Source organism: Bradyrhizobium sp. USDA 4452, from assembly GCF_054063575.1.
In genome coordinates this window covers 7,966,376-7,978,417 of sequence record NZ_JBSSGK010000001.1, presented here as the reverse complement: position 1 = coordinate 7,978,417, position 12,042 = coordinate 7,966,376, and the positions used below count along the sequence as shown (strand labels likewise).

Here is a 12,042-nt window from a genome sequence, read left to right as displayed (position 1 = left end):
GAGCCTATCCGCCCAGCCGATCAACCTCGGCCTTGCCGGCCTTCATGACAAGCGGGATCTGCTCGCCCTGGCCGAGCAGGCAACCCACGTCGCGCAACGGATTGCCCTCGACCACCAGCAGGTCAGCAAAGGCCTCCGGCGCGATGCGGCCGAGCTTGCCTTCCATGCCGAGCACCTCGGCGCCGACCATGGTCGCACTATGGATCACGGCCTGCGCACCGAGTAGCTCGGCGCGTATCCGGAACTCGTCGCTCTGCAAGCGCTGCGACGGTCCGAGCAGATCGCTGCCGTACCCCATCTTGACGCCGGCCTCGCGATAAATCGCGAGCGAGCGCAGGCCGGCATCGCGGACGTCGGCGATCTTGGCGACGCTTGCCGCAGGCAGGCCGTATTTGGCGCCCTCGTTGGCCAATGCCTCGTAGGTGACCAGCGTCGGCACCGCATAGGCGCCCTGCTCGGCCATCAGGCGCGCGGTCGGCAGATCGACCAGATTGCCGTGCTCGATGGTGCGCACGCCGCAGCGCACCGCGCGTTCGATCGCTTCCGCAGTGTAGGCATGGGCCAGCACATAGGTACGCCGGGCCTTGGCCTCCGCGACGATGGCGCGGATCTCGTCCTCGGAATAGCCGTAGGCGCCGATCGGATCGGTCGGCGAGGCGACGCCGCCGGAGGCCATGATCTTGATCTGGTCGGCGCCCATCTGCAGCTCTTCGCGCACCGCCTTGCGCACCGCATCGACGCCGTCGACGACGCGCGCGATCGCGCCGACGCGCACGCAGCAGGAGCAGGTCGGATCGGCCAGATAGTCCGAGCGGGCGCGCCCGTCGCCGTGGCCGCCGGTCTGGCTCAGCGCGCGGCCGGAGACAAACAGCCGCGGACCGTCGGTCAGGCCGGTGTCGATGGCCTGCTTGAGCGCATAACCGGCGCCGCCGGCATCGCGGACGGTGGTGAAGCCGCGCTTCAGCATGCCCCGCAGCAGCATGGTCGAGCGCAGCGTGACCAGCACGTTGGCCATCCGCGCCTGCTGCGACAAATCGAGCTCGACCGCGACCGCATGCACATGGAGGTCGATCAGGCCGGGCATCAGGGTCTTGCCCTTGAGGTCGATGGCGCGATCGACCGACGCCTCGATCGGCCGGTCGGAGACCTCCTTGATCAGGCGATCCTCGACCAGCACGTGGTGGCCTTCGAGCAGCTCGGAGCGCAGCGGATCGAGCAGCGCGGCATTCTTGAAGAGGATACTTGTCATAAACGTCTCCTGTGAGGGCAGCGCCCGCGTAGTCACACGGCTTCGCTTGCAATATCTTCCAGCGATCGGCCGCGCGTCGGCACGCCCATCAGCACCACCGTCAAGGCGCCGATCAACAAGACAGTCGTGGTGACGCCGAACACGCCGGCGAAGCCGAAGTTTGGATAGAGGTAACCGACCAGGATAGGCGCGGCGATCGCGCCGATGCGGCCGATCGCCGAGGCGAGCCCTGCCCCGGTGGTGCGGATCGACGTCGGGAACACTTCGGCCGTGTAGGCATAGACGCCGGCATAGGTGCCGTTCATGAAGAACGACAGCAACAGGCCCGCGGCCATGATCTCTCCATCGCTCTTGGCAAAGGCGAGCCCGAGCGCGCTGACGCCGCCGAGCAGCATGTAGGTTGCGATGGTGGCCTGCCGCCCGATCCGCTCATTGAAGAAGGCGGCGGTGAAATAGCCCGGCACCTGCGCGCAATACATCGCGAGCGAATAGCCGAAACTCTTGGTGATGCTCATGCCGTTCTGCACCAAGAGGCCGGGAATCCAGACGAAGAAGGAGTAATAGCTGAACGTGATCGACAGCCACATGATCCAGGTCATGGTCGTGATCCGCGCCTGGCGGCCGGCCAAGAGGGCCGCAAAATTGCTCAGCAGCGTTCCCGACGATACAGCCGGCACAACGGGCTCTTGGACCGGCGGCGATAGCACCCGGCCCTCGCGCGCGAAGCTCGCCTCGACCTTGTCGAGCACCGCCTCGGCTTCCTTCACCCTGCCGCGGCTCTCCAGCCAGCGCGGCGATTCCGGCAGCGACCTCCGCCACCACAACAGCATCACGACCGGGACCGCGGTGATGACGAGCACGATGCGCCAGCCGTTCTCGTAGGCAGGCACGATGAAATAGCCGAGCAAGGCGGCGGCGACGAAGCCGAACGAGAAGAAGCCGGCGAGCGCGCCGGTGAAGGCGCCGCGGTAACGCCGCGCCACGAATTCCGCGAGGTATGGCGCGATGATCGCGCTTTCCGCCCCGGTGCCCATGCCGGCGACGACCCGCGCGGCGAAGAACGCCGGCCAACTGTCCACCGCCGCGCTGACCAGCGAGGCCGCGCTGTAGAGCGCCAGCGCCGACATCATCACCGCGCGGCGGCCGATCAGGTCGCCCAGCGTCCCCGCCAGCAGCGCACCGAACAGATAGCCTACGAAGGTGCTAGAGCCGAGCACGCCGGTCTCGACATTGGTCAGCCCCCAGGCGGTGCGCAGCACCGGCAGGATGAACGCCAGCACGGCGGCATCCATCGCGTCGAACAGATAGCCCAGGCCGCCCATCAGCAGCAGGTGCACATGGAAACGCGCGAACGGCAGGCGCTCGATGCGCGCCGAAATCATCGACATGAAACAGCCCCCCTCCGCCCCGCGGTCGGCACGCGCCGCGAGGTCGGTCCGGGGGAATGATAGACAAACCTCGATTATGGCAATAATTTATAATTATGATCTAGTATATCACCAGCATGAATGTTGCCGATGCCGTTTCGCACGCTCGACCTCAATCTCCTGAAAGTGTTCGAGGCGTTGATGACAGAGGGCAGCGTCACGCGCGCCGCGAACACGCTCAAGATGACGCAGCCCGCAGTCAGCAATGCGCTGGCACGACTGCGTGACGCGCTGAGCGATCCCCTGTTCGTCAGATCCGGCACGGGAATCCGCCCGACCCAGCGGGCCGTGGCGCTGTGGGATCCGATCGGCGGCGCGCTGGAGAGCATCCGCGGCGCGCTCGATGAGGAGGTCTTCGATTCACGCCGTGCGCAGACCGAGTTCAGCCTGTCGATGTCGGACTACGTATCCGCTCTGGTGATGCCGCGGCTATTGAACCGCTTCGCCGAGATGGCGCCGACGGCGCGCATCCGCACCGTGCCGAACACCATCATCGGGATCGCCGACCAGCTCGAGGACAATCGGGTCGATTGCGTGCTGAGCGTTTATGTCAATGAGGCGCTGCATCAGGGACTGATCCGCTCGCGCTCGCTATGGACGGTGGACTATGCCTGCTTCATGCGGCGTGATCACCCACTTGCCGGCAAGAAGCGGTTGAATGTGCGCAGTTTCCTCGGCGCCAGGCATGTCGATGTGAGCCTGGCCGGCCGAACCTTGCCGACCTACGACCAGTTTCTCGGCTCGCGCGGGCTGTCGCGCAACCTCGTCGCCATCGTCAATCACTACAACGCCGCCTACGAAATCGTGCGCCAATCCGACCTGATCGCGGTGCTGCCGCGCGACCTCAGCGCACAATCCCGCCAGGCGCCTTATCTGCACGCCATGCCGGTGCCGCTGCCGGCGCCGCCGCGCATCGTCAGCCTGTTCTGGCACCAGCGCAACGACACCGTCCCCGCGCAGCGCTGGCTGCGCGAGACGCTGGTGGGGATGTTCGCGCGGATGGAGTGAGGCGAGCGCACGGCGTGCCGCGTCAGGTCGATGTAGGTGCGGGTTCGATCGACGCGGCGTCCGTGGCCGGCGACGCAACGCTCCGCGGCAGCGGACGTCCGAAGAGCCGATGCAGCGCAAGGTAGCTCGCCATCGCAACACCGATGCCGGTGAGCCACGACAGGTCGACCCCGCCGGGGCCGCGGCGTCGACATCGTCGACCCATGGTGAGCAAACCCTTCACGAGGACCTCGCCATCCGCCCGTTCAAGCCGAAGATCCAGTCCCAGATCGCGATCCTCTCCCCGACGCACGAAGCGCCGTCGCAAGTGGCCCAGGATTTCGCCAAGCTGCTGCGGCGCGGTTTGCGGGGGTGAGTGTGGTGGCGGCTGCGCGCCGCGGCACCCTCCAAATTCGCGACAGCAGCCTGTACAGGCGCGCATGAAGGCGTCGCACAGCACCGCATGTCCGGCATCGCCGAGTGTCTCTTACGCGCAGCGTAAGCGCCCCCAGGCATCGAAACGGGTTGCAATGCTTACCTTTCGTCAGCCTTCTCTTTGGAACCAGCCAGCGCAACAAAAAGTTCATCAAAATGAAATGACGAAAGAACTCGATGCCAGGCTGAAGACCGCCCTCGATGAATCCCGCCTCCTTATTCTGGGCGCGCAGGTCCTATTCGGCTTCGCCTTTCAAGGGGTGTTTCAGGAGCATTTTCGCGATGTGTCGCCAGCGGGGCATTCGCTTCAGTGCGTGGCGTTGGTGCTGCTCTGCGGCAGCGTTGGTCTTCTCATTGCCCCATCCATGTATCACTGCATTGCCTGCCATGGCCGAAGCCGACACCGGGCGCTCCATGTCGCGACAAGCCTGACTGGCTGGAGCCTCCTGCCCCTGACGCTTGGCCTTGGCGCATCCGCTTTCGTCGTGTTCGATTTCCTTGTCGGGCAGGAAGTCGGCCTCGTCGTCGGGGCGGGGTTGGCCGTGATCGGACTCGGCCTGCTCTTTGGGCTGGGAATGGCTTTGCGGCGGAAAGCCAAACCGCTGCCCCCGGAGAGTGAGACGCCGCTCAAAACCAAGATCGAGCAGCTGCTGACCGAAGCCCGCGTCATCATCCCGGGCGGACAGGCGCTGCTCGGCTTTCAATTGGTGGCGGCGCTGACAAGATCCTTCCAAGCCTTGCCCGGCTGGATGCAGGCCGTCCATGCGGCCGGGCTTCTCGCCGTGGCATTCTCGATCCTTCTCCTGATGACGCCCGCATCGCTGCACCGCCTCGCCTATCACGGCGAGGACGACCCGCAATTCTTCCGCGTCGGCTCCGCGCTCGTGATTGCAGCCGCGCTTCCTCTCGCGCTCGGGATCGCCGCCGACATCACAGTCGTGCTTTACATCGTAAGCGAAGACCCGCCCACGGCCATTGCGACCGGCACGGCCGCGTTCGTTTGCCTCCTGACGGCATGGTACGGGTTTCCGCTTTGGCATCGGGGAGCCGGTCATGGGGCGGCTTAAAGCCTCGCCCGGCGATCGCACTTTGCATCTCTGCATCGACATGCAGCGCCTCTTTGCCGCAGGTGGACCGTGGCCCACACCGTGGATGCCACGTGTCGTCCCGGTCATTCGAGAGCTCGTGGCCCGCGCGCCCGAGCGTACCGTCTTCACGCGCTTTATTCCGCCGGTTGAGCCCCGGGATGCAGCCGGCATGTGGCGCGCGTATTATGAGAAATGGCCGAAGGTGACGCGCGGCACCATGGATCTCAATCTGTTGCGCCTGGTGCCCGAGCTCGAGGGCTTTGCGCCGCCCGCTCACTCCATCGATAAGCCGGTTTATTCAGCCTTCGCAACCGGAGCGCTGCGAGCCTATTTGTTGGAGAAGCATGTCGATACGCTGCTCGTGACCGGCTCAGAGACCGATGTCTGCGTACTCGCGACGGTCCTCGATGCCGTCGACTTCGGCTACCGCGTCATCGTCGTGAAAGACGGCTTGTGCTCCTCCTCGGATGCTGCCCATGAGGCGTCCCTCCAGCTCTACGCCCAGCGCTTCGATGTCCAGATCGAGTTGGCGGAAGCCGGCGAGGTGCTGGATACCTGGAGACCATGATCTCCCGTGGCACTTTTCAGCATCAGGAACGGGCTCATCGGGCCCGCGTTTGACGTTCTACGGTCGCCGAAGCCGAGGCGGCCTGGTGCGATCTTGGGTTATTGGGGCCGTGGCCTCAATAACCCAAGGGTCCCTGGAGAGCCCCAAAAGCCCGCAGCGGCTTGCAAGCAGCGCGGCCTATTAAGTGTCTCACCTTACCTAGTGATGAAGCAGCATGATGAGGATGATGAGGGGGATCGGGATACCAAGGAGCCACAACAGGATCGGCATGATGATTTTCCTTTCGACTGAGGTTAGCGATTAATTACCGCCGCGCGAAATGGATGCTTGCTCCAGGTGCCGTCTCGGAGCCCGCCCCCTTCGGTGGCAGCAAACGCGGCGCAGAACGCGCCGATGAAAAGCGATAGCGTCAGCCAGATTGCCGTGTGCATGGCAGCTTTCCTGGCCTTGTCCATGTCCGTCTTGACCTGTGTCACGACATCACTGACGCGCTTCTCAGCGTCCTGCTGGCTTAGCCCCGTTCGAGCCGCGACCAATTTGGCCGCATAGGAACGATCGCCAGCGGCCAAGTCGTTGCCATCGCGAAAGCTCGACGTGAACAAGCGGACCATCTCAGCTCGCGCGTCCGATGGATTTTGCTGAGCTTGCGAAGACGGGTTATCGGACCTCAACAGCCTATCGACATAGCCGTCCATGGGTGATGACTGCGCGGAACTTGCGGCTGTTTGGGTCGCTCCGCTGAGCGTTCCTCCGATCAGCGAACTGGCAGGCGCCGCGAGCAGAGCGGCGCCGAGGACTGAAGCGAGGGACCAAGCGAGAAAGCCGTGGGCGCTGTCACGGAACAGCACTTCCGGACCGCGCAACCCGAACCACTTCGAGCGCAATCGTCCGGCTAGATAACCTCCCAGAGACGACGAAATCATCGCCATCACGATGAAGAACAATCCCGTGCCGATCTCGAACGTCCTTGCCGAAACGCCGGAGTTGCCCCACGGCGAAACGACGGCGAAGCCCATGCCGGCGCCAAATGAAAGCAGGACAAGCGTCAAAGCCAGGGACGCAACGGCGCCAGCCGCAACGGCCGCCCAGGAAACGCCGGGGACGCCGGCCTCCGTGATCTCGGTCTCTCGAATTGTCTCAGTCATTGGAGCATCTCCGCGCAGTTCCAGGAGGGAATACGCAGGAAGCATCGAAGGTTCCTATTGTCGGCAGCTCTGGAGCCGGAGGTCGCTCATCAAGACAGTGCCAGCCCCTCTCTACCGTCGAGACATTGCAGCGAGGCCGGCGGTCCGTAGAGGCGCGATCTCTTTTGCTGGTCAACATTACGCTGCCGGACGGTCACCATCATGATCGAGATACGCCCTTAGGAACGAACGACGTGGTGCCGCCGTTCGCACCCGATCCCCCGCTCAGGAAGTCGAGGTTCTCAATGTATCACCACGTCAAGAAACTGATGTTCACCGTTCGCGTCGACGAGCCGGACCCGCGCTTTGGCAACATGCTCCTCGAGCAGTTCGGTGGCGCAAACGGCGAACTCGCAGCGGCCATGCAATATTCCATTCAGGGCCTGAACTGCGAGGATCCGGACCGCAAGGATCTCCTCATGGACATCGGCACCGAGGAACTAAGCCACCTGGAAGTAGTGGGCACGCTCGCTCGCATGCATCTCAAGCCCTCGAAGTTCGACCGCCAGGCCGCCGAGTCCGATCCGCTGATCGCAATCGCCGGAGGCGGCGGCGTGAACCTGTTCAATTCGCAAGGCAACGCCTGGACTGCCGACTACCTAAAGATCACAGGCGAACTGGATGTCGATCTGCGCAGCAACATCGCCGCCGAGGCGCGCGCCAAGATCGTCTATGAGCGGCTGATCAATTTCACGGACGACGCCGGCACCAAGGACGCTCTTCAGTTTCTGATGACCCGCGAGATTACCCACATGAAGGCGTTCTCGCTGGCGCTCGAAAGCTTGAGCAAGCCGCCGTTCAGCATCGGCCGTATCGCGCCGACGCCCGGTCTGGTCAACCAGTACTTCAACGATTCGACCGGCACAGGCGACCATGGCGAGATCGACACCCGCGGGCCCTGGAACGAGGGCGGAGACTGGGTGTTCACGGAGTCCCCGGCCATCCAGGCCGGCGAGCCCGGTCCTGCCAGCGCCATCGTCACGGAGAGTTCGCCGCTTGAGGATGAGTCCGGCCTCGGCGAACTCCTGATAAACGAGCTCCGTGACATTCTCCACGCCGAAAAGCAGTTGACGAAGGCACTTCCCAAGATGGCGCAGGCCGCTCGCTACGACCAGCTGCGCGAGCTGTTCGAGCAGCATCTCGCCGAGACCGAAGCCCAGATCGAGCGCATCAACGAGTGCTTCGAGCTTCTGGGCAAATCGGCCAAGCCCAAGCCCTGCAAGGGCATGATGGGTCTGATCGAGGAGGGAGAAGAGATCATTGGCGAGGGCGACAAGAAGGAAAATGCAGCCGCCGACCTCGCGCTGATCGGCGCCGCACAACGCGTCGAGCACTATGAGATGGCGGGCTACACCACGGCGCGCAATCTCGCCCAGCAACTTCGCCACAGTGCCATCGTCAGTCTGCTCTCCAAGTCGCTGGCCGAGGAAGAGAATGCCGATCAGCTGCTGAACCAGGTGGCGCGCTCGCTGATGTCGGTCGCGAAAATGCCTGCGGCGGTCGAGCCGGCGGAGTAAGCGAGGCCGCTGGTTCTTGCAACGACGCCACTGCGGCCGGGGCTCCGAGGAGCCCGGCCGCGGGCCATTTGAGAAGACAGCGTGATGCTCGAAGAGCTCTGGACGATAGCCCAGCCGGATCGTCGAGACTCGGGATCACGAATGTTACCCGGGATCGGCACCGCCTTGCGTCCCCCGCGTTCAGTCAGAGCCTTGACCTCGGCGGCGTTCCTCGCTGAGATAGGCGAGCGCCAAATCTGCACCCTCCCGCGCGTACGTGTAAGCGATCGCGACTGCACGTCGATCCCGCTGTCGCCACCGGTGAAGCGACCTTCGGTTGGCGCGGCGGCAAGATGGCCTACAAATACACTCAGGCTGCCAATCGCAAACGCCTCGCTGCAGAAGCAATTCATGAGCTGAGAAGCGCGACCGTCTATCGTCTTACCTGCCTGAAGTAGGACCACGAAACTCAATATTTTGCAGGGATATCAGTGCCTGGTTGTGGATTGGTGGGGGAGGCAGGACTCGAACCTGCGAAGCCATGAGGCGGCTGATTTACAGTCAGCTCCCTTTGCCACTCGGGACACTCCCCCGTCCAACAGCGTCGAACCGGCCGCGCGAGTGGCGGCGGACCGGGTCATCGAAATGACGCTGATAACCGGACGCCCCGAAACGGGTGCGCGGTCGGGCGCGTTTATGGGCGAAGGCGGTCCCCAAAGTCAACCAAGCCGGCGCGCAATTTGCCGGTTAAATTGCCATTCTGCGATATCAGTGACACAAGCCTCACATGAGCGAGCGCGACCGCAAACCCAATTTCCGAGGCAAGGGCGGTAAACCCTTCCAAAAAGGGCCGAAATTCGGCCGCCCGCCGGCTCGGCGGGAGCGCGAATCCGGTTCCGACGGACCGGTGATTCTGTATGGCTGGCACACGGTGGCGGCGGCGCTTGCCAACCCGGACCGCCAGATCCGCAAGCTTTACCTCACGGAGAACGCCGCCAAGCGGCTCGCCGACGAAAACATCGCGACACGCGTCACACCGGAGATCGTCAGGCCCGGCGATATCGACCGGCGCCTCACCCCCGATGCCGTGCATCAGGGCCTGTTGGCGGAGGCCGATCCCCTGCCCTCACCCGGCATCGACACGCTGGCGCAGCAGGGCATCGTGCTGGTGCTCGACCAGATCACCGACCCGCACAATGTCGGCGCCATCCTGCGCTCGGCCGCGGCGTTCGCGGTGAAGGCGATCGTCACCACCGCCCGCCACAGCCCGGAGGCAACCGGCGTGCTGGCGAAGTCCGCCTCCGGCGCGCTCGAACTGGTGCCGATGGTGACCGTGCAGAACCTGGCGCGCGCCCTGAACGAGTTGAACGACCACGGCTTCCAGACCGTCGGCCTCGACAGCGAGGGTACCGAGGATCTCGGCAAGGTTCCGCTGCAGCAGCCGCTCGCGCTGGTGCTCGGCGCCGAAGGCAAGGGTTTGCGGCAATTGACGCGCGAGACCTGCAGCACTGTCGCCCGCCTCGACATGCCCGGCGAGATCAAGAGCCTGAACGTGTCGAACGCCTGCGTCCTCGCGCTCTATATCGGCGCCAGCCGGCTCGGGCTGATGTGAACGAAAAACGCCCGCTCGCTTCACGCGAACGGGCGTTGATGTCTTCGATCGATCGCCGGATCAGTAGTAGCGGCGCAGCACCGGATGGCCGTAGCGATAGCCGTAGTGCGGACGATAGCCGTAGTGATGGCGGTAGCCATAGTGACGGTAGCCATAGTGGCGATAGCCGTAATACGGGCGGCCGTAACCTTCGCGGTAGTACGGACGCGGCGCCCAATTGCCCGGACCGGTGTACGTCGGGCCCTGGTTGACGTAATAGTACTGCTGCGGCGCGCTGGGATAAGCGGCATCCGGGTCAGGCAGACGCTCGACTGCGCCGTAACCGGCGTAGTAGCCGCCGTAGCCACCACAACCGCCGCAGCCGTAATTCACGACGGGCGCGGAATAGCCGCAAGGGTTGAAACCGCACGCCATTGCGGGCGCGGTCACCATGACGGCCACAGCCGCAATCAGTCCTTTGATCATTTGACGCATTACTCTCTCCTGATGGTCTCTCTGTTGGTCGCGTAGCTCTTGGTGGCTATGAAGGCGCCCCGTTCATGGGGCTGTTGATTTGGGGCTGTTGATTTGGCGCAGTTGATTTAGGGTCCTCGGGGACGCGGTGGCCGCGGCACAGGTCCCGGCAGCGGCTGCGGCCCGTTGAACTGCGGCGCGTAGATCACCGGCGGCGGATCGACCGGCACGCTGGACTGTGCCGGCAGCGGCGCGGATTGCGCCCCCCACGATTGATGATAGCTCTCGGCCGGCTGAGGCAGGCGGCGGTTGGCCGGCGGCTCGATCTCGAGGCGGCCGTAACCCGGCATGTGGCCGAGGCTCGGATAATAATGGCCGACATTCGGCTGGGGATCGATCGGGCGGCCGCCATAGACGGTCGGCACCATCGATTCGTTGCGAGCCAGCCCCATCGCGCTTTCGACCACCCCGTAGGAGGCATCGACGCCATTGATGATGATGGGCACGCCGGGCCGGTTGGGCACGACGATGTCGAAGCCGCCGCCGGCCAGCGCCGTCGAGGTCATCCCAGCCAACATCGCAAGCGCAAGACTTCCGCGCATGTTCACCCAGCGTCCCGAATTGTTCCACCCGCAGCCTAATCCAACGGCTCGGCGGAAGGGTTAAGGACGCGGGCCAAACTTCCGGTAAGCCTAACGCGTAAGCATCGGCATCCGGTCAATGCGGCCGTGCGGGATCAGAAATCGTTAACGGCGCCTCTGCGTGTCAGGTGAACGCGTTCTCGATGATCGAATGGATGCCGATCGCGATTGTGACCGCGCCGACCGCCATCTGCAGGCCGCGATTGGCCCAGGTCAGCCAGCGCGCGGAGGCCGCGAGCGGCACCGCGATCACGCTGGACAGCACGCCCATGCCGATCATCGAGCCGACGCCGAACAGCGCGACATAGCCGAGCCCGATCACCGGGTTCGGGGCCTGCGATACCGTCAGCACCAGGAGCGCCGCCGAGCCCGCCATGCCGTGCATCAGGCCGACCAGCAGCGTGCGCCAACGGATGCCGTGGGCGTGGCTATGCGCGGCACGGACATGCGGTAGGGTGGACACAGGCGCCACGGCTTCGCCGGCGTGACTGTGGGCGTGGAAATGCGTCATGCCGCCGTCATGCGAATGGGTGTGGAAGTGCACGCGGTCGCGCCACAGCCGCCACCATACATGCGCGCCGAGGCCGACCAGCATGACGCCAACCGCGGTCTCGATCGGCTGCGCCACCGTCTCCGGGATCGCGTGCCCGAGCAGGATCGCCGCGCCGGCGAAGATAAACAAAGTGAGCGTGTGACCGAGCCCCCAGGTCAGGCCGTGCTTGACGATGTCACCGACATGGGTACGGCGCGCCGCGATGCTCGATACCGCTGCGATGTGGTCCGGCTCCAGCGCATGCTGCATGCCGAGCAGAAAGCCAAGACTCAAGATTCCGAACATCAATCCCCCGCGCCGACGCATGACGGCAGATCAAACACCACATCGCCGATCTTGTCAGGCCGGC

Annotated in this window: 12 protein-coding genes and 1 tRNA gene; 6 read left to right on the top strand and 7 right to left on the bottom strand. The window is 64.4% G+C overall.

The window, feature by feature from the left end:
- Nucleotides 1-4: 4 nt before the first annotated feature.
- Together ACVISU_RS37700 and ACVISU_RS37695 are read right to left on the bottom strand one after the other, a co-directional pair.
- On the bottom strand, nt 5-1,249 hold the full coding sequence (locus ACVISU_RS37700; RefSeq protein ID WP_050402802.1) for a metal-dependent hydrolase family protein: 1,245 nt from the start codon (nt 1,247-1,249) through the stop codon (nt 5-7).
- A 32-nt stretch (nt 1,250-1,281) separates the two neighbouring features.
- Entirely contained in the window at nt 1,282-2,637 is a 1,356-nt protein-coding gene (locus tag ACVISU_RS37695; RefSeq protein WP_456710331.1) for an MFS transporter, read from the bottom strand.
- Nucleotides 2,638-2,766: 129 nt separating this feature from the next.
- Between ACVISU_RS37695 and ACVISU_RS37690 the strand changes: the two genes are divergently transcribed.
- From ACVISU_RS37690 to ACVISU_RS37675, 4 genes are all read left to right on the top strand, one after another.
- Nucleotides 2,767-3,684 carry a LysR family transcriptional regulator gene (locus tag ACVISU_RS37690; RefSeq protein WP_050402860.1) on the top strand — a complete coding sequence of 306 codons (918 nt, stop codon included), beginning with the start codon at nt 2,767-2,769 and terminating at the stop codon, nt 3,682-3,684.
- A 109-nt stretch (nt 3,685-3,793) separates the two neighbouring features.
- Nucleotides 3,794-4,039 carry a hypothetical protein gene (locus ACVISU_RS37685; protein WP_456710330.1) on the top strand — a complete coding sequence of 82 codons (246 nt, stop codon included), beginning with the start codon at nt 3,794-3,796 and terminating at the stop codon, nt 4,037-4,039.
- Nucleotides 4,040-4,193: 154 nt separating this feature from the next.
- The gene (locus ACVISU_RS37680; protein ID WP_157113654.1) at nt 4,194-5,165 is read left to right on the top strand and encodes a DUF6328 family protein; all 972 of its coding nucleotides are present in this window, start codon (nt 4,194-4,196) and stop codon (nt 5,163-5,165) included.
- Nucleotides 5,152-5,754, top strand: coding sequence for a cysteine hydrolase family protein (locus ACVISU_RS37675; protein WP_050402806.1), 603 nt, complete (start codon nt 5,152-5,154; stop codon nt 5,752-5,754). The genes ACVISU_RS37680 and ACVISU_RS37675 overlap by 14 nt, the downstream gene beginning before the upstream one ends.
- Nucleotides 5,755-6,047: 293 nt before the next feature.
- On the opposite strand, the gene ACVISU_RS37670 is transcribed toward ACVISU_RS37675, so the two are convergent.
- Nucleotides 6,048-6,899 (bottom strand): hypothetical protein, encoded by an 852-nt coding sequence (locus ACVISU_RS37670; RefSeq protein ID WP_050402861.1) that lies wholly within the window; start codon nt 6,897-6,899, stop codon nt 6,048-6,050.
- A gap of 284 nt (nt 6,900-7,183) precedes the next feature.
- Here ACVISU_RS37670 and ACVISU_RS37665 point away from each other — a divergent pair, with 284 nt between their 5' ends.
- Nucleotides 7,184-8,455, top strand: coding sequence for a DUF892 family protein (locus ACVISU_RS37665; RefSeq protein ID WP_456710983.1), 1,272 nt, complete (start codon nt 7,184-7,186; stop codon nt 8,453-8,455).
- 486 nt (nt 8,456-8,941) lie between these two features.
- Here ACVISU_RS37665 and ACVISU_RS37660 read toward each other — a convergent pair.
- A tRNA-Tyr gene (locus ACVISU_RS37660) sits at nt 8,942-9,027 on the bottom strand.
- Nucleotides 9,028-9,221: 194 nt separating this feature from the next.
- Between ACVISU_RS37660 and rlmB the strand changes: the two genes are divergently transcribed.
- Nucleotides 9,222-10,046 carry a 23S rRNA (guanosine(2251)-2'-O)-methyltransferase RlmB gene (gene rlmB / locus ACVISU_RS37655; protein ID WP_050402808.1) on the top strand — a complete coding sequence of 275 codons (825 nt, stop codon included), beginning with the start codon at nt 9,222-9,224 and terminating at the stop codon, nt 10,044-10,046.
- A 60-nt stretch (nt 10,047-10,106) separates the two neighbouring features.
- On the opposite strand, the gene ACVISU_RS37650 is transcribed toward rlmB, so the two are convergent.
- The 3 genes from ACVISU_RS37650 to ACVISU_RS37640 form a co-directional block, all read right to left on the bottom strand.
- On the bottom strand, nt 10,107-10,520 hold the full coding sequence (locus tag ACVISU_RS37650) for a hypothetical protein (protein ID WP_229199211.1): 414 nt from the start codon (nt 10,518-10,520) through the stop codon (nt 10,107-10,109).
- A 107-nt stretch (nt 10,521-10,627) separates the two neighbouring features.
- Nucleotides 10,628-11,101, bottom strand: coding sequence for a hypothetical protein (locus tag ACVISU_RS37645; protein WP_456710329.1), 474 nt, complete (start codon nt 11,099-11,101; stop codon nt 10,628-10,630).
- A gap of 163 nt (nt 11,102-11,264) precedes the next feature.
- Complete coding sequence (locus ACVISU_RS37640; RefSeq protein ID WP_456710328.1) at nt 11,265-11,978, bottom strand: HoxN/HupN/NixA family nickel/cobalt transporter; 714 nt, start codon at nt 11,976-11,978, stop codon at nt 11,265-11,267.
- Nucleotides 11,979-12,042: the final 64 nt, after the last annotated feature.

Excerpts from the sequence above, each read along its gene's own strand:
- ACVISU_RS37665 (WP_456710983.1), top strand. The coding sequence starts at position 7,184 with ATGTATCACCACGTCAAGAAACTGATGTTCACCGTTCGCGTCGACGAG.
- ACVISU_RS37690 (WP_050402860.1), top strand. The coding sequence starts at position 2,767 with ATGCCGTTTCGCACGCTCGACCTCAATCTCCTGAAAGTGTTCGAGGCG.
- ACVISU_RS37645 (WP_456710329.1), bottom strand. The coding sequence starts at position 11,101 with ATGCGCGGAAGTCTTGCGCTTGCGATGTTGGCTGGGATGACCTCGACG.
- ACVISU_RS37670 (WP_050402861.1), bottom strand. The coding sequence starts at position 6,899 with ATGACTGAGACAATTCGAGAGACCGAGATCACGGAGGCCGGCGTCCCC.
- ACVISU_RS37675 (WP_050402806.1), top strand. The coding sequence starts at position 5,152 with ATGGGGCGGCTTAAAGCCTCGCCCGGCGATCGCACTTTGCATCTCTGC.
- ACVISU_RS37640 (WP_456710328.1), bottom strand. The coding sequence starts at position 11,978 with ATGTTCGGAATCTTGAGTCTTGGCTTTCTGCTCGGCATGCAGCATGCG.
- ACVISU_RS37650 (WP_229199211.1), bottom strand. The coding sequence starts at position 10,520 with ATGCGTCAAATGATCAAAGGACTGATTGCGGCTGTGGCCGTCATGGTG.
- ACVISU_RS37695 (WP_456710331.1), bottom strand. The coding sequence starts at position 2,637 with ATGTCGATGATTTCGGCGCGCATCGAGCGCCTGCCGTTCGCGCGTTTC.
- ACVISU_RS37680 (WP_157113654.1), top strand. The coding sequence starts at position 4,194 with ATGCTTACCTTTCGTCAGCCTTCTCTTTGGAACCAGCCAGCGCAACAA.
- rlmB (WP_050402808.1), top strand. The coding sequence starts at position 9,222 with ATGAGCGAGCGCGACCGCAAACCCAATTTCCGAGGCAAGGGCGGTAAA.
- ACVISU_RS37700 (WP_050402802.1), bottom strand. The coding sequence starts at position 1,249 with ATGACAAGTATCCTCTTCAAGAATGCCGCGCTGCTCGATCCGCTGCGC.
- ACVISU_RS37685 (WP_456710330.1), top strand. The coding sequence starts at position 3,794 with ATGCAGCGCAAGGTAGCTCGCCATCGCAACACCGATGCCGGTGAGCCA.